General features: G+C 50.9%; 20 protein-coding genes and 2 tRNA genes. 14 read left to right on the forward strand and 8 right to left on the reverse strand.

The window, feature by feature from the left end:
- Nucleotides 1-203: 203 nt before the first annotated feature.
- From CIK87_RS00980 to CIK87_RS00990, 3 genes are all read right to left on the reverse strand, one after another.
- A tRNA-Lys gene (locus CIK87_RS00980) sits at nucleotides 204-276 on the reverse strand.
- 241 nt (nucleotides 277-517) lie between these two features.
- Nucleotides 518-1,630, reverse strand: coding sequence for an AI-2E family transporter (locus CIK87_RS00985; protein WP_094384711.1), 1,113 nt, complete (start codon nucleotides 1,628-1,630; stop codon nucleotides 518-520).
- A gap of 7 nt (nucleotides 1,631-1,637) precedes the next feature.
- Entirely contained in the window at nucleotides 1,638-2,237 is a 600-nt protein-coding gene (locus tag CIK87_RS00990) for a thymidine kinase (protein WP_094384713.1), read from the reverse strand.
- Between the two features lie 158 nt (nucleotides 2,238-2,395).
- Between CIK87_RS00990 and rsmI the strand changes: the two genes are divergently transcribed.
- From rsmI to CIK87_RS01005, 3 genes are all read left to right on the forward strand, one after another.
- Nucleotides 2,396-3,091 (forward strand): 16S rRNA (cytidine(1402)-2'-O)-methyltransferase, encoded by a 696-nt coding sequence (gene rsmI / locus CIK87_RS00995; protein ID WP_094384715.1) that lies wholly within the window; start codon nucleotides 2,396-2,398, stop codon nucleotides 3,089-3,091.
- Nucleotides 3,088-3,939, forward strand: coding sequence for a hypothetical protein (locus CIK87_RS01000; protein ID WP_094384717.1), 852 nt, complete (start codon nucleotides 3,088-3,090; stop codon nucleotides 3,937-3,939). Before rsmI ends, CIK87_RS01000 begins: the two co-directional genes overlap by 4 nt.
- Nucleotides 3,940-4,105: 166 nt before the next feature.
- Nucleotides 4,106-4,495, forward strand: coding sequence for a hypothetical protein (locus CIK87_RS01005; protein ID WP_094384719.1), 390 nt, complete (start codon nucleotides 4,106-4,108; stop codon nucleotides 4,493-4,495).
- 515 nt (nucleotides 4,496-5,010) lie between these two features.
- On the opposite strand, the gene CIK87_RS01010 is transcribed toward CIK87_RS01005, so the two are convergent.
- From CIK87_RS01010 to CIK87_RS01030, 5 genes are all read right to left on the reverse strand, one after another.
- A complete protein-coding gene (locus CIK87_RS01010) occupies nucleotides 5,011-5,235 on the reverse strand; it encodes a hypothetical protein (protein ID WP_022309562.1) in 225 nt (74 codons plus the stop codon).
- A gap of 323 nt (nucleotides 5,236-5,558) precedes the next feature.
- On the reverse strand, nucleotides 5,559-5,798 hold the full coding sequence (locus CIK87_RS01015; protein WP_094384721.1) for a DUF3791 domain-containing protein: 240 nt from the start codon (nucleotides 5,796-5,798) through the stop codon (nucleotides 5,559-5,561).
- A 4-nt stretch (nucleotides 5,799-5,802) separates the two neighbouring features.
- Nucleotides 5,803-6,276, reverse strand: coding sequence for a DUF3990 domain-containing protein (locus CIK87_RS01020; RefSeq protein ID WP_022309560.1), 474 nt, complete (start codon nucleotides 6,274-6,276; stop codon nucleotides 5,803-5,805).
- Nucleotides 6,273-6,488: a DUF3791 domain-containing protein gene (locus tag CIK87_RS01025; protein ID WP_022309559.1), complete on the reverse strand. Its 216-nt coding sequence runs from the start codon at nucleotides 6,486-6,488 to the stop codon at nucleotides 6,273-6,275. The genes CIK87_RS01020 and CIK87_RS01025 overlap by 4 nt, the downstream gene beginning before the upstream one ends.
- Nucleotides 6,489-6,621: 133 nt before the next feature.
- Nucleotides 6,622-6,695 (reverse strand) — tRNA-Met (locus CIK87_RS01030).
- 237 nt (nucleotides 6,696-6,932) lie between these two features.
- Here CIK87_RS01030 and CIK87_RS01035 point away from each other — a divergent pair.
- From CIK87_RS01035 to CIK87_RS01085, 11 genes are all read left to right on the forward strand, one after another.
- Nucleotides 6,933-8,831: an LptF/LptG family permease gene (locus CIK87_RS01035; RefSeq protein ID WP_094384723.1), complete on the forward strand. Its 1,899-nt coding sequence runs from the start codon at nucleotides 6,933-6,935 to the stop codon at nucleotides 8,829-8,831.
- A 42-nt stretch (nucleotides 8,832-8,873) separates the two neighbouring features.
- Nucleotides 8,874-10,085, forward strand: coding sequence for a bifunctional 3,4-dihydroxy-2-butanone-4-phosphate synthase/GTP cyclohydrolase II (locus CIK87_RS01040; RefSeq protein ID WP_094384725.1), 1,212 nt, complete (start codon nucleotides 8,874-8,876; stop codon nucleotides 10,083-10,085).
- A gap of 97 nt (nucleotides 10,086-10,182) precedes the next feature.
- On the forward strand, nucleotides 10,183-11,376 hold the full coding sequence (locus CIK87_RS01045) for a pyridoxal phosphate-dependent aminotransferase (RefSeq protein WP_094384728.1): 1,194 nt from the start codon (nucleotides 10,183-10,185) through the stop codon (nucleotides 11,374-11,376).
- Between the two features lie 192 nt (nucleotides 11,377-11,568).
- Nucleotides 11,569-12,390 (forward strand): MotA/TolQ/ExbB proton channel family protein, encoded by an 822-nt coding sequence (locus CIK87_RS01050; RefSeq protein ID WP_022309555.1) that lies wholly within the window; start codon nucleotides 11,569-11,571, stop codon nucleotides 12,388-12,390.
- Between the two features lie 30 nt (nucleotides 12,391-12,420).
- Entirely contained in the window at nucleotides 12,421-13,047 is a 627-nt protein-coding gene (locus tag CIK87_RS01055; protein WP_094384730.1) for a biopolymer transporter ExbD, read from the forward strand.
- Between the two features lie 3 nt (nucleotides 13,048-13,050).
- Nucleotides 13,051-13,698 (forward strand): biopolymer transporter ExbD, encoded by a 648-nt coding sequence (locus tag CIK87_RS01060; protein WP_094384732.1) that lies wholly within the window; start codon nucleotides 13,051-13,053, stop codon nucleotides 13,696-13,698.
- Between the two features lie 34 nt (nucleotides 13,699-13,732).
- On the forward strand, nucleotides 13,733-14,566 hold the full coding sequence (locus tag CIK87_RS01065; RefSeq protein ID WP_094384735.1) for an energy transducer TonB: 834 nt from the start codon (nucleotides 13,733-13,735) through the stop codon (nucleotides 14,564-14,566).
- Nucleotides 14,567-14,580: 14 nt separating this feature from the next.
- The gene (locus tag CIK87_RS01070; protein ID WP_022309551.1) at nucleotides 14,581-15,540 is read left to right on the forward strand and encodes a PstS family phosphate ABC transporter substrate-binding protein; all 960 of its coding nucleotides are present in this window, start codon (nucleotides 14,581-14,583) and stop codon (nucleotides 15,538-15,540) included.
- Nucleotides 15,541-15,599: 59 nt separating this feature from the next.
- Entirely contained in the window at nucleotides 15,600-17,024 is a 1,425-nt protein-coding gene (locus CIK87_RS01075; protein WP_094384737.1) for a lipopolysaccharide assembly protein LapB, read from the forward strand.
- Nucleotides 17,025-17,127: 103 nt separating this feature from the next.
- Nucleotides 17,128-17,580: a nucleoside deaminase gene (locus tag CIK87_RS01080; protein ID WP_022309549.1), complete on the forward strand. Its 453-nt coding sequence runs from the start codon at nucleotides 17,128-17,130 to the stop codon at nucleotides 17,578-17,580.
- A 56-nt stretch (nucleotides 17,581-17,636) separates the two neighbouring features.
- On the forward strand, nucleotides 17,637-18,242 hold the full coding sequence (locus tag CIK87_RS01085; protein WP_094384739.1) for a hypothetical protein: 606 nt from the start codon (nucleotides 17,637-17,639) through the stop codon (nucleotides 18,240-18,242).
- Nucleotides 18,243-18,322 lie beyond the last annotated feature (80 nt).

Here is an 18,322-nt window from a genome sequence, read left to right on the forward strand (position 1 = left end):
CAACATCGAAGTTGTCTATAAGCACATCCGGAAGAATGGCGCGTAGTAGCTTGGTCTGTTCCATATGGCAAAGGTACGACTTTATTCCTAACATACGGTGTTACCAACCGGAAAAATCCGCAGACCCGATGTAGAGCGTACTTCTGAAAGCCCCAAGTGCATGATTAACAAAAAAAGAGGAGAACTTATCGTTCTCCTCTTCGTGACTCGCATGGGGCTCGAACCCATGACCCCAACATTAAAAGTGTTGTGCTCTACCAGCTGAGCTAGCGAGTCGCTCACAGCTATCATTTCTGAAAGCGAGTGCAAAGTTACTAATATTTATTTTACTGTGCAAATAATTTCCTTACTTTTTTACCCGTTTCGTATTGTGATGGGTAACAGGGAGTTTATGCCTATTCTTGTTCTGGTCATTTGGCTCGCTGTGGGTGGTAGCGGTGGTAGGGCGGTGTGCCTGACTGGAGCTGCCGGTGTTGTGGCATCGCTGGAGGGTGTCATGGCGGTAATGGCGGGGAGCCTATTGCTGCTGAGGCTGTTGACTCTCAGCCTGGCTGGCGGGCACGCCAGCCTTCTCCTTGGTCACATAGCGTTGCCAGTAGGCGATGATGAGGGTGGTGAGGGGCAGGGCGATAATCAGTCCGATGAAGCCCAGCAGCGCACCCCATACCGACAGCGACAGCAGCAGTATGGCTGGGTTGAGGCCCATGGCCTTGCCCATAATTTTGGGCGTCACTATCATGTCGGTAATCAGCTGTACCACAGCAAAGAGACCCACGGCCAGTCCGAAGATGAACCAGAAGTTCTGCCCCGTGTCGGCGGCTTTGAGCATGGCAAGGAATGCGGTGGGGATGAGGGCGAAGGTGTGGAGATAGGGTACCAGGTCCATGATGCCGATGAGGATGCCCAAGCCTATGGCCATGGGGAAGTCCATGATAGAGAAACCTATGCAGAACATCACGCCCATACACAGTGCCACGAGACCCTGCCCGCGGATATAGTTGTTGAGTTCGCGCTCCACGTCTTTGGCCAGCACGCTCCAGAAGGGGCGGTTCTTCTTCGGGAATATGCGTATCCAGTTGGTGGTGAGGTATTCGTAGTCGAGCAGGATGAAGAACATATAGAGCAGCGTAATCATCGAGGCGATGATGCTGATGATGACGTTGGCGGTCTGACCCACAAAGCTGAACAGCTTGGGCATGGCGCTCTTGACGGCATTGTTGAAGTCGTCGCTGCGGAAGAAGCGCTCCACCTCGGTATGGTTTTCCTCGACCCATGACGAGATATATGCCGTGAGGTCATTGGTGTGGGTGGTCTGTCTCACCCAGCGGGCGAGGATGTCGCCGAGCTTCTGAAACTGCTCAATCATAGGCGGGATGATAAGGTAGACCACTCCGCCGATGACCGCCAGCACCATGACCATGGTGATGACGATGGCGAGCGCACGTACCCTTACGCCCATCTTGTGCTGCACAAACTTGACGATGGGGTAGAGCAGATAGGCGAAGAGCCATGCCACACAGAAGGGCAGCAGCACTCCGCTGAGATAGTTGACCAGACAGAACACACCCAGGGTGAGTGCCACCAGTCCGGCGCGGCGTATAAACAGGTCAAAGGTTATCTCCTTGCTCATATTCTTGTCATTCTTCTTGGTTGTCTTGTCCTTCCTCCTTGACGGCTTGCTGATAGCAGGTGCGGCAGAGAGGCTCGTACTCCTGGGCCTCACCCAGCATTACCCGGCGGTCGTTCTTGACCAGTCGGTGACTCACGTAGGCCAGCGCGCCACACTTCACACAGATGGCATGCACCTTGGTCACCTCGTCGGCCACGGCACACAGCGCAGGGATTGGGCCGAAGGGTACTCCCTGGAAGTCCATGTCCAGTCCGGCGATGATGACGCGCACGCCGCGGTTGGCCAGCTGGTTGCACACATCGACCAGGCTCTCGTCGAGGAACTGGGCCTCGTCGATGCCCACCACGTCGATGTCTGACGACAGCAGCAGTATCGATGCCGAGGCGTCGATGGGCGTGCTGGGGATAGCGTTATGGTCATGGCTTACCACGTCTTCGTCTGAGTAGCGGGTGTCTATCGCCGGCTTGAAGATTTCCACCTTCTGCTTGGCAAACTTCGCGCGCTTCATTCTCCTTATCAGTTCTTCGGTCTTGCCCGAGAACATCGAACCGCAAATCACCTCGATTCTTCCGGGACGATGGGTTTCTCTGTATATATTCTCCATCATAATGCTACAAAATTACGAAGAGCTTTTTAGTGGAGCAAGAGAAACGCCGCTTTTTTGTCTCAATCACCACGTTTTAACGTTTTTTCCTTTTTCCTAATTATTTTTTTTGACCTAATGGTTATCGATACCGATATTTTTGTGTAAGTTTGCAACCATATATGGGTACATTATATATTATACCGACACCTGTGGGCAATATGGAGGATATGACGCTCCGCGCCATACGCATATTGAAAGAGGCCGATGTAGTGCTTGCCGAAGACACGCGCACATCGGGCAATCTGCTCCGCCACTTCGACATCAAGAACCATCTGCTGGCCCATCACAAGTTCAACGAGCACGGCACCACCGCCGGCATCGTCGAGCGGCTCAAGGCAGGCCAGACCGTGGCATTGGTGAGCGACGCCGGCACTCCCGGCATCAGCGACCCTGGATTCTATCTGGCGCGCGAGGCAGCCAACGCCGGTGTCGAGGTAGTGTGTCTGCCCGGCGCCACAGCCTGCATCCCCGCCATCGTAGCGTCAGGTCTGCCCTGCGACAGATTCTGTTTCGAAGGATTTCTGCCACAGAAGAAAGGACGGCAGACGATGCTCGAGTCGCTGCGCGAAGAGACACGCACGATGATATTCTACGAGTCGCCCTACCGAGTGCTCAAGACGCTCCAGCAGTTTGCCGAAGTCTTCGGCGAAGACCGCCAGGTGAGCGTGGCGCGCGAGATATCCAAGCTCCACGAGCAGCACGTGCGCGGTACTCTGGCCGAGGCCATCGCCCATTTCACCGAGAATTCGCCACGAGGAGAGTTTGTTATAGTAGTGGCTGGTAATAATAAGAAATCTAAAAAGGAAAAACTATGAAGCAATTGAAGTTATTCGCATGCCTGGCACTCCTGTTGCTTGGCGCTTGTACGGGCAAGAAGTCATCGCCTGACCTGGCAAATATGGAACAAAACGACTCGCTGCAGCGCATCATCGCCCAGCGCGACAGTGAAATCAATGACATGATGAGCACGCTCAATGAAATCCAGGAAGGGCTGAGCGCCATCAATCAGGCTGAAAACCGACTGAGCATAGCCCGCGAGGGCGAAGGCGCCAACAAGACGGCGCAGATTAAGGAGAACATCAAGTTTATAGCCAATACCATGGCCCGCAACCGTGAGCTCATGAAGCGCCTGCAGCAGCAGTTGCGCGAGAGCCGCTTCAACGGCGACGAGCTGCGCAAGACCATCAGCAACCTCACCCAGCAGCTCGACGACAAGGCGCAGGAGCTGCAGCGGCTCAAGGCCGAACTCGACGCCAAGGATATACACATCGCCGAGCTCGACGAGAAGATAGACAACCTCAACGACAATGTCGAGAACCTGCAGACCGATGCCCAGCAGAAGGCCCAGACCATCAGCAACCAGGATAAGCAGCTCAACACCGCATGGTTTGTCTTCGGCACCAAGAAGGAACTCAAGGAACAGCATATCATGGAGAATGGCAAGGTGCTGCAGTCTAACTTCAACAAGAACTACTTTGCCAAGATTGACATCCGCATCGACAAGGAAATCAAGTTCTACTCCAAGTCGGCACGCATCCTCACCATGCACCCCTCGGGCAGTTACACCCTCACTCCCGATGTCAACAAGCAGTATGTGCTGCGCATCACCAATCCACAACTCTTCTGGTCTACCAGCAAGTATCTGGTGGTGCTCGTCAAGTAACCCCATCCACCCACGCCCAGGCCCTCCCTCATCACGAGTGGAGGGCTTTTTTCGTCTACGAATATTTTCTGCAAGAATTATTGGAATCTTTGGAAATATCCGATTGTGCAGATAAAGCATGAGTATTTGCTGTCTAAAAGTATTGACTACATAAAACTACAAAACAATGATTGAAAAGATAATGGAACCCGTTGCCAAGGCAGGGGCTAAAGCCGCTGCTAAATGTGCAGAGGTGGTGTCTAAAGAATGTGTGAAAAAAGGTGCTGAAATTGCTGGTAAGATTATGGCTCTTATGATATCTTACCTCATTACAATATGGCTTACGTCAAGATATAAAGACAAAGTCCATAAAGAATTGTTAGACAAGCATGACGAAGAGACTGCCAATAGACTGACCGAACAATTCAACATAGAAGTAGAAAAGCTCAAAAAGGAAATAGTGGAGTTGAAGAAGGAGCTTAACATAACAAAAGAAGAGGCGGAGTCTCGTTTCAGAGAAGGGGTTATTGGTATTTGCAAGAAATTTGGCATATCGCCTGACAGCGTCCTTAAATAAGGCTGCCTGCAACTGAAGGATATATTGCCCTCCGAGCCCATCGGGGGGCTTTTGGTATACGCTCGCACGAGCATTGGCTGACGGGCAATGTCGCTTTTCCCTTGAGGATGATAGGGAGAGACTCTATAGTAGAGATGTCATCCTCGGCAGTGTCTCTTTCCCGCGCCAATGTCGTCGGAGATGCCATTGGTGGAGCGTCAGACATCACTGGCAACGCCGGGACCATCATTGTTGGTTCGTATCGGACGATACGCGCATCCGCATCGGACGGTACGTGCATCCGTATCGGACGGCACGTGCTTCCGTATCGGCCGATACGCGTCAGCAACAGTCATCTCCGCGCTGCTGAATGGCGTGAGCATGAGACTCTTTGGTGTCTCGTTGAGTGTGGGCGATATTGCGGTTCGCGTTGGCAGCGTTGTGGTTATCTACGCGTGTGGTTTCGCAAGGGGTCAACCCTGGTCAGAAATCTTCTGCAGGGCCTTTACTTGTTGGTCGTTCTTAGTAGGGTAGTGTCACGGGGCGTTCATCTCGTCGCGCGCCTTCTCCCACAGCTTTGCGAAAAGGAGGAACTGGTAGGCGTCGTCTCCCATATTCTTGCAGCAGGATGACTTGTGCGTTTTGAGTTCGTCAGCGGAGTAGGTGTAGACATAGTCCTCTATCTCGCGGTTGGAAATGGTCGTACGGGTCTGCGTCCGCCACAGTCTGATATCCTCCGTGCGGAAATACTCGTCGCTCACGGTGTTGCCGGCAGGGCTGAAGTAAAGTCAGACGTCAAACTGGTAATCCTGAATGGTTTAGGCGGTTGATATAAGGTTGACAAGATGATGGATGGAGGCATTGCCTTTGTCTTGGATTAAATCTTTGAGGCAATATGTTTGTAAGATTTAGGGAGAGGGAGATGTGGTCTCCTTCTCCCGTTTTATATTCTCATCAAATTTCAATAGTTCCACAATCTGTGACACAAATCAAAATAGAATTGTCCAACAACTTGTTGGGAGAGTGTTTCGCCCCAATTTGGGCAAAGTCAACTGCGTTTAAGGTGTAGCCTATGGAAATGTATTTACGCCACAGTCTTTTCCGTTCCGGGCTGTTTCTTGTAGCCGTATTCTATGAGAAGTTCATCGGTGAGGTAGATGTCGCTCATGGCCTGCATATCGGCGATGCCCTCATCCATAAGGATAAAGGTATTTGAGTTGTAGAACTTGTCAAGAGCCTCGTCAAGGGAAATTCCAGCTTCCTTGGCGAATGCCTTGACGATGCGTCCATATTTCATCTGGAGGATAGTCTTGTTTGTTTCCATAACATTATAGTATTATAGATTTGACATAATGCAGGTTTCTGTCAAGAAGTTCTTGGCTCGTAATGCATATTTGGTTGTTCGGTTTCTTGTAAATCAGCATGTCAAGAGCCTGCTCTTTGGTATATATACCCTGCATGTACAGGTCAACGGTGTTGTAAACCTTATCGTCGGCTATACCACCTTCGATTATGTCATACAGTGTATGGCCTTGAAGCCTCCGGCATGCAACAATGTAATCAATCCAGTCGCCGTCATACTTTTCAAAGACATGGGATGTAAAGCCTTCCAGGTTCTCGTCAAAATGATAAATGTTGAGAACGGCAGAATTATAGAGTCTTATGAATCTCTCGGCGTATTTGTCAGCCTGAGACCGTAAGCGAGTAAGGTAAAAGCCTTTTCCGAAGTCAAGGCTCTCACGGGAGTGAAGGATGTCGGGCTTATCGACAACTACCCGGGAGGAATGGTACAACGTAATCATGCGACAACCCCTTTCTCCTTCATCACGGATATGAGATCGTCGGTGATATACTGCTTCGAGAACGTGTGGAGCACGTCATAACATGGGATTATGTAATTGCTGATAATCCCCGATTCGCTCATCTTGCGATAAACATCGCGTGCGCTCATCTTCATCCTCTCCGCTACGCTTGAGACGCAGAATATTACAAAGTCCAATGTTTCTGAATTCATATCCAGTCTTTTGTGCAAAAATAAGGATATTCGTTGGGATTAGCAAGGGAAATCCTGAAAATCTTATTAATTTCCATCGTTTTCCCACATAAAGCAAAAGGAGTTACGATAGTCTTCGTAACTCCTTTTGCAGTAGCGGGGGTGGGACCCGAACCCACGACCTCCGGATTATGAATCCGACGCTCTAACCAGCTGAGCTATCCCGCCATTTGTGCGATTGCGGGTGCAAAGGTAGTGAAAATTTTCGTGCTTGCAAAATTTTCGGACACTTTTTGTCTCTTTTCCTATGTTTTTTTTGTTGCGACGCCTTCCGGCGCCTCCTCGGATGGACGCAAAAGCGGCGGCGGCAGTAATAAAAAGTGAAAAAATAAGGAGAATATGAATAATTTATGCTAACTTTGCACTCAAAATTATGTACACGCGTATATAGTCACCACGTACATTATGCTGCGAATAAAGAAATTAGATATATTCATCCTCAGGCAATTCAGCCTGCTCTTCTGCGGTACGTTCTGCATCAGCCTCTTTGTTCTGATGATGCAGTTTCTGTGGAAGTTTGTAGACGAACTGATAGGCAAGGGTCTGACTCTCGACATTATGGGTCAGCTGTTCTGGTATATGGGCCTGATGTTCGTACCCCAGGCGCTTCCGCTGGCACTGTTGCTTTCTTCGCTTATCACTTTTGGCAACTTGGGCGAGAGCAGTGAGCTCACGGCCATCAAGGCTGCGGGAATCTCGCTGATGCAGACCTTCAGGTCGCTCATCGTCTTTGCAGTGGTCACCACCGGCGTGAGCTTCATATTCCAGAACCAAATAGGCCCTATAGCCAACCAGAAGATGGCCCAGCTGTTTATCTCGGTAAAGCAGAAGAGCCCTGAACTGGAGATACCCGAAGGCATCTTCTATAGCGGCATCCCCAACTGCAACCTCTATGTGCAGAAGAAGGACATGAAGACCGGTAAGCTCTATGGCATCATGATTTACCGCATGACGGCCAGCTATGAAGACCATGCCATCATCCTGGCCGACTCGGGTATGCTGCAGTCAACGGCAGAGAAGAAACACCTGCTGCTCACGTTGTGGAGCGGTGAGTGGTTTGAGAATATGCAGACCCAGAGCTTCGGCGATGCCGCCTCGGTGCCTTACCGCCGCGAGACGTTTACCGCCAAGCGCATCGTGCTCGACTTTGACGGCGACTTCAGTCTGATGGATGCCTCCAGTCTGTCCAACAATGCCAAGGGCAAGAGTCTGGCCGAGCTTCAGCGCGGCAAGGACTCGCTCACGCTGCACTACGACAGTGTGGGCGCCGACTATATGGACTATGCCCGCATGACCTACTACCGCCAGGACAGCATCACACCCCACCAGCGGCTGGCTGTGGCAAAGATTATCAAGAGCCAGTCGGTGGACTTTGACTCCGTGTGTGCCAAACTCTCGCCCGACGCTCGCAAGAATATGGTGAACAGCGCTCTCTCTGATGTGCAGAGCGCCAAGGTGGACTTGGACTTCAAGAAACTGATAACCAATGACGGTGACCGACTGATACGCGAGCACAAGCTCGAGTCTATCAAGAAGTTTGCCCTCGCCCTGTCGTGTCTGATATTCTTCTTCATCGGTGCGCCGCTCGGCACCATCATCCGCAAGGGTGGTCTGGGTATCCCCATCATCGTGTCGGTGTTTGTGTATATCATCTACTACATCCTGGACAGCACGGGATATAAGATGGCACGTTCGGGAATATGGTCAATATGGTATGGCACGGCACTTGCGCCGGTGGTGCTCATCCCCACGGCGGCATTTGTCACCTACAAGGCTTCGCACGACTCAATGGTGTTCAACCTCGACCTGTGGCGCAGTCTGGCCATGCGCGTGCTGGGTCTGCGCCTGAAGCGCCATGTGCCCATGAAGGAGGTTATCGTAGACGAGCCCGACTATCGCGGCGATGCCGAGAAACTGGCGCAGATAAGCCGGGAGATACTGGAATACTCGCGTCGTCACCGTCTGCGCTCGGCGCCCAACGTGATAAAGGTGTTCTTCAAGTACTCGCCCGACCACGCCATAGAGAAAATCAATGCCCGACTGGAAGAGGTAATCGAAGACCTGTCCAACACGCGCGATGTGGTAATCATCAACGAGATGAACTTCTATCCCTACATCGCCACCAAGGCCCATACGCGCCCCTTCGAGCGCCGATGGCTCAACATTCTGGCTGCGCTGTGTCTGCCCCTGGGCCTGTTTCTGTACATTCGCATGTGGCAGTTCCGCATCCGTCTGTTCAATGATCTGCGCGACATCCAGCAGGCCAATGCCAACATCATATCGAGAATAGAGAAGATAGTATAATATATATAATAAGGTGTAATCACTCAGACAAGAACCAAGATTATGACTGATTTCAACATAGATAATATAGAGGCAGCCGTCAAGGACTTTGCCGAAGGTAAATTTGTGATTGTGGTCGACGATGAAGACCGCGAGAATGAAGGCGACCTGATTATCGCCGCCGAAAAGATAACACCCGAGAAGGTGAACTTCATGCTCAAGCATGCCCGCGGCGTGCTCTGTGCCCCCATCACCATCAGCCGTTGTGAAGAACTGGACCTGCCCCATCAGGTCTCTGACAATACCTCGATGCTTGGCACGCCGTTTACGGTAACGATAGACAAGCTGGAGGGCTGTAGCACAGGCGTGTCGGCACATGATCGAGCCGCCACCATACAGGCTCTGGCTGACCCCGCATCGACTCCGCAGACCTTTGGCCGTCCCGGCCATATCAATCCCCTCTACGCCCAGGACAACGGCGTGCTGCGCCGTAGTGGCCATACCGAAGCGGCCATCGATTTGTGCAAACTGGCAGGTCTCTATCCCGCCGGCGCACTCATGGAAATCATGAACGAAGACGGAACGATGGCTCGCATGCCCGAGTTGTGCAAGATGGCAGAAGAGTGGGGCATGCGCATCGTGTCTATCAAGGACCTTATCGCCTACAGACTCACCAAGGAGTCGATTATCGAGGTGGGCGACGAGGTGGAGATGCCTACCGAGTATGGCGACTTCAAACTCATCCCCTTCCGTCAGCAGAGTAACGGTCTGGAACACATGGCTCTCGTCAAGGGAGAGTGGCGTCCGGACGAGCCCATACTGGTGAGAGTGCACTCATCGTGCGCCACCGGCGATATCCTGGGCAGCAAGCGCTGCGACTGCGGCGAACAGCTGCACAAGGCCATGCAGATGATAGATCGTGAAGGTAAAGGCGTGCTCATCTACATGCAGCAGGAAGGTCGCGGTATCGGACTGATGAATAAGATAGCTGCCTACAAACTGCAGGAGGAGGGGTATGACACGGTGGATGCCAATGTGCATCTCGGTTTCAAGCCCGACGAGCGCGACTATGGTTGCGGCGCGCAGATGCTGCGTCATCTCAATGTCCACAAGATGCGTCTGCTCACCAACAATCCCGTGAAGCGTGTGGGTCTGGAGGCCTACGGACTCGAAATCGTGGAGAATGTGCCCATCGAGATTACCCCCAATATTTACAACGAGCGTTATCTCAAGACCAAGCGCGACCGCATGGGTCACACCCTGCATCTCAAATAATATAGGTTAAATCACCGTAGATGGGATAGGGTAGGCCGCGGCCGGGTTGTTTGCAATAATATAGAACAGCCTATATAAGAACGTTAAAAAGTATATTATGATTAATTTGTCAGATTGTATCAATCGCCTGGCTCCATCGGCTACGCTGGCGATGTCGCAGAAAAGTAGCGAGATGAAGGCCCAAGGCATTGATGTCATCAATCTCAGTGTCGGAGAACCAGACTTTAACACTCCCGACCACATCAAGGAAGCTGCCAAGAAGGCTATCGATGACAACTATTCGCGCTATTCGCCTGTGGCGGGCTATGCCTCGCTCAGGGAAGCCATTGTGCGAAAGCTCAAGCGCGAGAACGGACTTGACTACACGCCTGCCCAGATATCGGTGTCAAACGGCGCCAAGCAGGGTGTGTGCAATACGGTCATGGCGCTCGTCAACAAGGGAGACGAGGTCATCATCCCGGCTCCCTACTGGGTAAGTTATCCGCAGATGGTCAAGATGGCCGACGGCGAACCGGTCATCGTGAACACTGGATTTGAACAGGACTTCAAAATGACTGCCCAGCAACTCGAGCAGGCCATCACTCCCAAGACCCGCCTGCTCATACTCTGCTCGCCAAGCAATCCTACAGGAAGCGTCTATTCGCGTGAAGAACTGCGGGAATTGGCAGAAGTGATACTGCGCCACGACGGCGTCTATGTTCTGGCTGATGAAATCTACGAGCATATCAACTATACCGGACATCATGAGAGCATTGCTCAGTTTGAAGGCATGCAGGAGCGTTGCATCATCGTCAACGGCGTGTCCAAAGCCTATGCCATGACCGGCTGGCGTATCGGTTACATCGCTGCCCCCGAATGGATAGTCAAGGGATGCAACAAGTTGCAGGGCCAATACACCAGCGGCCCATGTTCGGTAAGCCAGAAAGCGGCTGAAGCTGCCTATGATTCGCCTCAGAGTTGCGTAGAGGAAATGCGGAAGGCGTTTGAGCGTCGTCGCAACCTTATCGTCGACCTGGCCAAAGATATCCCTGGCCTCGAGGTCAACTGTCCGCAAGGCGCTTTCTACCTCTTCCCCAAGTGCAGCAGCTTCTTCGGAAAGAGCGACGGCACGCGCGTCATCAACAGTTCTACCGACCTGGCCATGTATCTGCTCGAAGAAGCCCATGTAGCTACTGTCGGTGGCGATGCTTTCGGTGATTCCGATTGCTTCAGAATGAGTTACGCCACCAGCGATGAAAATATTCGCACGGCCATGGGACGCATTAAGGCTGCGCTTGGCAAACTCAAATGATATACGCCATCTAAAAAAGTCACAAATATCTTGTTAAAACTTCTTAATTAAGTGGCGGATATATATTAATTTGCTATCTTTGCTTGTCAAAAGATACAATCAGTTCAATTGTGCAAAACAAGGGAAAGAAAACAAGAAGAAATAGATTAACTTATAACATTTTATTAATAACCAAAAATTAATTGTAACATTATGGCAACTACAAAAAAAGCAGCCCCCAAGAAGGGCTTTCAGGGAGTTAGAGATGCAATTTGGATCATCGTTGTTTGTTTCGGTCTGGCCGTAGCTTTCTACGAGGGATTCCTCGGTAACGGAGCTAACTTCCATGGTGGAGACAACAGCGGTGAGCCCGCTAACCTGCTCGGTACAATCTACAAAGGTGGTATCGTAGTACCTGTAATCTTCACTTTGTTGTTCACCGTTATCGCACTCGGTGTTGAGCGTTTCTTCGCCCTCCGCTCTGCTTTCGGTAAGATGTCTCTCGCTAAGTTCACTGCTGAGGTTAAGGTAGCTATCAAGGCTGGCGATTTCGCTAAGGCTCACCAGCTCTGCGACAAGATGCAGGGTACTGTAGCTAACGTAGTTAACGCTTCTCTGAATACTTATGAGGAGATGGAGAAGACTACTGGCGTTAAGAAGAGCCAGAAGATCGCTAAGATTCAGCAGGCTCACGAGGAAGCAACTCAGCTTGAGATGCCTACTCTCCAGATGAACCTCCCCATCGTAGCAACTATCGTTACTCTCGGTACTCTTACCGCTCTGTTCGGTACCGTTGTTGGTATGATCCGTTCATTCGCCGCTCTGGCAGCAGGTGGTGGTGCTGACTCACAGGCACTTTCTACTGGTATTTCTGAGGCCTTGGTTAATACCGCATCAGGTATCTTGACATCTTGGTTCGCCGTTGTTATCTACAACTTCTTCACAAACAAGATTGATAAGCTGACTTACGCTCTTGATGAAGTTGGTTACACTATTGCTCAGACATACGAAGCCAACCACGGAGAAGAAGCTTAATTTTTGCTAACCCTTTAAAAATTTATCGCTATGGGTAAAGTAAAAATTGAGAAGAAAGATGTCTGGATCGACATGACTCCTATGTCCGATGTCATGGTGCTCCTGCTGACATTCTTCATGTTGACATCAACATTCGTGAAGAATGAGCCAGTAAAGGTGAACACCCCTGGATCGGTTTCGGAGATTAAAGTGCCCGAGAAGGACGTGCTGACCATCAGTGTAGCCAAGGATGGCAAGGTATTCATGAGCATCGAAAATGCCAACGACCTCGTTAGTGTTGTTGATGCCATGACCAGCCGATTTGGTGTGACTTTGAATGGAGCACAGCGTGAAGCTCTCAAGAAGCATTCAATGCTTGGTGTGAGCGTAGAAAAATTGCCCGCATATCTGAGTCTTCCCGAAGACCAGATGGCTGACGCCATACAGAAAGAAGGTATTCCTACCGACAGTATCGACAATGGCGATGGCAAGAAGGGTATGAGCGAGTTCCAGTTGTGGGTTGCTGAAGCTGTCTTAGTCAATGAGGATATGAAGATTGCCATCAAGGCAGACTCTGACACTCCTTACAAGACAGTGAAGACTGTAATGTCTGAGCTTCAGGATATGAACCAGAACCGCTATTATCTTATCACTTCTTTAAAGAAAGAGGAGGACTAAAGAATGGCAAAGCAGAAAGCAAGTAAACAAAAGAAAATGAATGTCCGCGTAGACTTTACGCCTATGGTGGATATGATGATGCTTCTTATCACGTTCTTTATGCTCTGTACGTCTTTGGCCAAACCTCAGACTATGGAATTGAGTATGCCAAGTAATGACAAGAACACGAAAGATGAAGACAAGTCTGTGACCAAGGCTTCTTACACCATTACAATATATGTAGGTGCCGATGACCAGATTTACTACATCGCTGGTTTGCCCAAATACGATGACCCTACCTGCCTGAAGAAGACAACTTGGGGTAAGGACGGTATTCGTAAGGTGCTCATTACCCACGTTACTGAAGATGGCACTCAGCCTGTACAGCAAGTGATGTTGGCCAAGGCTAAACTTGATGAAAAGAAGCTCAACGAGCCCAACTTCCCCGACACGCTCTACAACAGCGAGCTGTCTAAGATTAAGGCCGGTGACCTCGGTAATGGCCAGAAGATTTCGACCATGACCATCATCATCAAGGCTACTGACAAGGCCAGCTACAAGAACTTGATAGATGCTCTCGATGAAATGCAGTTGTGCAGCATCGGTAAGTATGTGATTGATAAAGTTAACCCAGACGACCAAAAGCTGCTTGATAAGGCAGGCGTTAAGTAGTCGTTATTGTTGAATTATTAAAATTAAGAAGACTATGTCAAAAATTGATTTGATTTCTTCAGACTGGGTTGATTTGGTATTTGAAGGGCGCAATAAGGCCTACGGTGCCTATAGACTCCGTAAGAGCACTACCAAGCGTAACATCCTCGCTATGGTTGCAGTTGTAATACTGTTGATTGTTGCCTTTATCATTCTCACAGTCAAGAATTTTGTAGACGAGCAGCGTGCCAAGGTCGCAATGACCCAGGTGGCTGAGCTTACTAACTATGACCAGCCCAAGAAGAAGGCTGAGGTTAAGCAGAAGAAAGTCGAGGTTGAACCCGAGCGTGTTGTAGAGCGCGTAAAGAGCTCTATCAAGTTTACCGCTCCTGTCATCAAGAAGGATGAAGAGGTGAAGCCCGATGAAGAGCTTAAGACTCAGGACGAATTGATGAGTACCAAGACCGCCATCGGTACCTTTGATGTAAAGGGTAACGATGATGCCAATGGTGAGATTCTCAAGGCCAAGGAAGTTATTGCCGAGCCCGAGCCACCTAAGCATGAGGAGGAAAACAAGGTATTCGATATCGTAGAGCAGCAGCCTTTGTTCCCCGGTGGTCCTGCGGCGCTTATGAAGTATCTCTCTGAGAATACTAAGTATCCCGTTGTAGCCCAGGAGAATGGTGTTCAGGGCCGTGTAACTGTACAGTTCGTGGTTGAGAAGGATGGTTCTATCTCAGACGTACACGTTTTGAGAGGTGTAGACCCATCACTCGACAAGGAAGCCGTACGCGTGGTTAAGTCAATGCCACGTTGGACTCCTGGTAAGCAGAATGGTATTACCGTTCGTGTGAACTACCGCGTTCCTGTATTGTTCAGATTGCAATAGTAAACGTTTGAATAATGAAGAAGACCGTATTCTACAGTATTGTAGGATTAACACTTTTCGCCTGCTTTTGTCTTTCTTGCTCCGGTAAGAAAAACAAAAGCGGACGAACAGATACATATTCGTCAGGGGTGGCCAGTTTCGCCTCTGACGAAAGTTTTAGCCCCATTATTGATGAGGAAGTTGAGCTCTTCCAATTCACTTACCCCCAGGCTACGCTCAAGCCTATCTACACCAACGAGTCAGACGCTATCACGATGTTGCTGCAAGGAAAGATTTGTCTTGCCGTGACAGCCCGCGATTATAGGGATATGGAGCGTCAGAGCTTGCGTGACAAGAGTTTCAATCCCCGTGCCATACCTATCGCTTACGATGGCTTGGCGCTTATTGTCAACAAGGCCAACAATGACACCTGTATATCTGTCAAGGATTTTGCTGCCATCATGTCGGGTAAGATTACCCAGTGGAAGCAACTCAATCCCAAGTCAGACAAAGGCGAGGTGCTCATAGTCTTTGACAATAAGAAATCCAGTACCGTCCACTTTGTGGAAGACAGTATCCTTGGCGGCAAGCCCATTACCAACCCCAATATGGCAGCCACCAACAACACCGCCGACGTCATCAAGTATGTTGAAGAGAATGTCAATGCCATTGGCATTATCGGCAGCAACTGGCTCAATGACAAGCGCGACACCACCAACCTCACATTCAAGAAGAATATCCGTACGATGTCGGTTTCCCGGCTTGACAAGGCTACGCCCGAGAACAGCTGGAAGCCCTATCAATACTATATTTATAATGGCAACTATCCCCTTTCGCGCACCATCTATGCGCTTCTCAACGACCCGTTGCGCGGTCTGCCGTGGGGCTTTGCCAACTTCATGCACTCCCCCAAGGGTCAGCTCATCATTTTCAAGTCCGGCCTGCTCCCTGTTCAGGGTAATATTACCATTCGTGATGTTAATATAACCAAATAGCCGTAACATTGAGAATTGGTAAAACGTCCTATAATTAAGTAACCCTAAAACTTAGAATTATGAAGTCGATTAAATATTTCTTTATCGGAGCTCTGCTGATGGGTTTCAGCGCTCCCGCAATGTCACAGGATATGAAGAGTGACATCGAGAACATTAGTAAACTGGTTAAGGAAAACAAGTCCAATCCTGCTGCTATCAAGGATGAGATTAAGGCTTTCCGCAAGAACTACAAGAAGAACGCTGAGGCACTGACAGCCCTCGGCCGCGCTTATCTTGATGTCAAGGATACCGCCAATGCCGTGGCTTTGGCCGAGAATGCCTTGAAGGTCAACAGCAAGTATGGTCCTGGCTACGTGCTCATGGGCGATATCGAAGTTGCCAAGGACAATGGTGGTAGCGCATCCGCTTGGTTTGAGCAGGCCACTATGATGGACCCCCAGAACATTGAGGGCTACCGTCGTTATGCCCAGGTCAACAGCAAGGCCAACCCCACTATGGCTGTGATGAAACTCGAGGAACTCCGCAAGGTTCGCCCCGACTATCCCGTTGACATCATTTCTGCCGAGATTTTCGACAAGGCTGGTCGCCTCGAGAAAGCTGTCGAGTATTATGACAAGGTTGACCGCAGCCAGATGGAAGACTATCAGCTGGCAGCCTATGCCACCGACTGCTTCCTGCTCGGCAAGTACGAGAAGAGTCTTGAGATAGCCCAGATGGGTGCTGGCAAATTCCCTTCCAACTCTGCCCTCAACCGTCTGTGCATGTTCAACAACACCGAGTTGAAGAAATTCCCCGAGGCAGTGGCTGCCGGCAAGGCTCTCTTCGCTTGCGAGGGTGCCAAGATTTCTGGCAACGACCACCTCTATTACGCTACTGCGCTTAAGGGTAACAAGGAGCTTGACAGCGCTATCGAGCAGTACATCAAGGCTGCAGAGGTGGCTCCCGAGGACAAGGACCTGCAGATTTCTGTTTACAGAGACCTCGCCGAGGTTTATGGCCAGAAGGGCGACATCGACAAGGCTGTTGAAAACTTCAACAAGTACATCGAAATCTCTTCCAAGCGCACCGCTTCTATGTATGGTCAGCTCGCTGCTCTCTACAAAAACCAGGCTGCCAAGGTAGAGGGAGCCGAAATGGAGAAGTATCTGCTCGAGGCCGACAAGGTATATGCTACCATCGCCGAGCAGTTCTCAACCTTTGCTGACTACGCTACTCTCCAGCGTGCTCACATCGGCTTCCAGCTCGACCCCGAGACCAAGACCGGTGCTGCCAAGCCCCACTACGAGAAGCTCGTAGAGATTATCAAGGGTCACGAGACCATGGATGACCACGACAAGGCCAACCTCCTCGAGGCTTACAGATACCTTGGCTACTATTACACTCTCGCCAAAGAGAACGACAAGGCAGCCGACTACTGGCACAAGGTGCTCGAGCTCGACCCGGAGAATGCTGCCGCCAAGGCCGCTCTCGGTATCAAGGAGTAAGACAACAATTCAACCATAATAGCAGAGCGGGAATAAGTTCACACTATTCCCGCTCTCTTTTTTTACCCGTTTCTTTATCCCCTTTATCCCATTCCTATCCCCAATGAGTGCAGAAGAACAGCAGAAGAAAGACCTCTTCTATATGTCAAAGGCCCTCGAGCAGGCCCGCATAGCCCTCGATGCCGACGAGATACCCATCGGAGCTGTCATCGTGTGTGGCGACCGCATCATCGCCCGCGCCTCCAACCTCACCGAAGCCCTCAACGATGTCACCGCCCATGCCGAGATGCAGGCCATCACCTCTGCCGCCAACCTTCTCGGTGGAAAATATCTCAAGGGCTGCACCCTCTATGTCACCGTCGAACCTTGCGTGATGTGCGCTGGAGCCCTCGGCTGGTCCCAGATAGACCGAGTCGTCTATGGCGCCCCCGATGCCAAGCGCGGCTATGCCCTCTATGCTCCCCATGCCTTCCATCCCAAGACCCGCGTCACTGCCGGAGTGATGGAAGATGAGTGTCGGCAGCTGATGCAAGATTTCTTTAAGTCCAAACGATGACCGCGCCCGCTTCGTCACAGTCGCACGGGCTGACGCCACTATTCATTTGGTTTCCTATGAGGCGTTACCTATTTCTTGTCTTCCTCGCCCTGTGCTGCGCAGCGTGCACCAGGCGCCGGTCTGCCTCCGAGCCTTCGCTCCCTGCCGACAAAAAGCCCTTTACCATCTACCTGCAGCCCTATGAAGATTTTCCTCAACGCGAGGCAGAGGCGCTGCGAGCCTCCATCACCCAGGCACTTGGCAGAGTCTATCGCGGCGACTGGTCGCATGTCGAGGTGCTGCCCAGCCGCCCCCAGCCGCCCCACGCCTATTACAAGCCACGCCAGCGCTATCTCGCCAGTGCCTTGCTTTGCGACCTCACCGTTGCCGGTCCCGACGCTTTTGTTATAGGACTCACCCACAAAGACATCTCCTTCAACATCCACAACACCAAGAACTACGGCATTATGGGCCTTACCACCCGTGGCCACTTCAAGACCATCGTGTCAGACTATCGTGCCAAGGGCGACAACTTCCTTGCCGTCATAGTCCACGAGTTTGGCCATGGCTACTACAAAGCCCCACACTGCACCGACTCCACTTGCATCATGTGCGATTACCAGGCGCATAAAGGCAAGCCTTTCGTCTACGGCCTGTGCCCCGCCCATCAGTACATGCATTAACCCCATCACCTTTATCCATTCCCCCCTTCTGCCCCTGGCGGTCGCTGCAGAAAGGGAGATTGCGTTTCCCCTCTCCGCCA

The sequence above is a fragment of the Prevotella sp. P5-64 genome (genome assembly GCF_002251285.1).
Lineage (GTDB): Bacteria > Bacteroidota > Bacteroidia > Bacteroidales > Bacteroidaceae > Prevotella.

What these genes read in the sequence shown, in the direction of transcription:
- CIK87_RS01080 (WP_022309549.1), top strand. Translation starts at nt 17,128, where the DNA reads ATGAGTGCAGAAGAACAGCAGAAGAAAGACCTCTTCTATATGTCAAAG.
- CIK87_RS00990 (WP_094384713.1), bottom strand. Translation starts at nt 2,237, where the DNA reads ATGATGGAGAATATATACAGAGAAACCCATCGTCCCGGAAGAATCGAG.
- CIK87_RS01050 (WP_022309555.1), top strand. Translation starts at nt 11,569, where the DNA reads ATGGCAACTACAAAAAAAGCAGCCCCCAAGAAGGGCTTTCAGGGAGTT.
- CIK87_RS01065 (WP_094384735.1), top strand. Translation starts at nt 13,733, where the DNA reads ATGTCAAAAATTGATTTGATTTCTTCAGACTGGGTTGATTTGGTATTT.
- CIK87_RS01060 (WP_094384732.1), top strand. Translation starts at nt 13,051, where the DNA reads ATGGCAAAGCAGAAAGCAAGTAAACAAAAGAAAATGAATGTCCGCGTA.
- CIK87_RS01085 (WP_094384739.1), top strand. Translation starts at nt 17,637, where the DNA reads ATGAGGCGTTACCTATTTCTTGTCTTCCTCGCCCTGTGCTGCGCAGCG.
- CIK87_RS01000 (WP_094384717.1), top strand. Translation starts at nt 3,088, where the DNA reads ATGAAGCAATTGAAGTTATTCGCATGCCTGGCACTCCTGTTGCTTGGC.
- CIK87_RS01040 (WP_094384725.1), top strand. Translation starts at nt 8,874, where the DNA reads ATGACTGATTTCAACATAGATAATATAGAGGCAGCCGTCAAGGACTTT.
- CIK87_RS01070 (WP_022309551.1), top strand. Translation starts at nt 14,581, where the DNA reads ATGAAGAAGACCGTATTCTACAGTATTGTAGGATTAACACTTTTCGCC.
- rsmI (WP_094384715.1), top strand. Translation starts at nt 2,396, where the DNA reads ATGGGTACATTATATATTATACCGACACCTGTGGGCAATATGGAGGAT.
- CIK87_RS01025 (WP_022309559.1), bottom strand. Translation starts at nt 6,488, where the DNA reads ATGAATTCAGAAACATTGGACTTTGTAATATTCTGCGTCTCAAGCGTA.
- CIK87_RS01005 (WP_094384719.1), top strand. Translation starts at nt 4,106, where the DNA reads ATGATTGAAAAGATAATGGAACCCGTTGCCAAGGCAGGGGCTAAAGCC.
- CIK87_RS01020 (WP_022309560.1), bottom strand. Translation starts at nt 6,276, where the DNA reads ATGATTACGTTGTACCATTCCTCCCGGGTAGTTGTCGATAAGCCCGAC.
- CIK87_RS01045 (WP_094384728.1), top strand. Translation starts at nt 10,183, where the DNA reads ATGATTAATTTGTCAGATTGTATCAATCGCCTGGCTCCATCGGCTACG.
- CIK87_RS01055 (WP_094384730.1), top strand. Translation starts at nt 12,421, where the DNA reads ATGGGTAAAGTAAAAATTGAGAAGAAAGATGTCTGGATCGACATGACT.
- CIK87_RS01075 (WP_094384737.1), top strand. Translation starts at nt 15,600, where the DNA reads ATGAAGTCGATTAAATATTTCTTTATCGGAGCTCTGCTGATGGGTTTC.
- CIK87_RS01035 (WP_094384723.1), top strand. Translation starts at nt 6,933, where the DNA reads ATGCTGCGAATAAAGAAATTAGATATATTCATCCTCAGGCAATTCAGC.
- CIK87_RS01015 (WP_094384721.1), bottom strand. Translation starts at nt 5,798, where the DNA reads ATGGAAACAAACAAGACTATCCTCCAGATGAAATATGGACGCATCGTC.
- CIK87_RS00985 (WP_094384711.1), bottom strand. Translation starts at nt 1,630, where the DNA reads ATGAGCAAGGAGATAACCTTTGACCTGTTTATACGCCGCGCCGGACTG.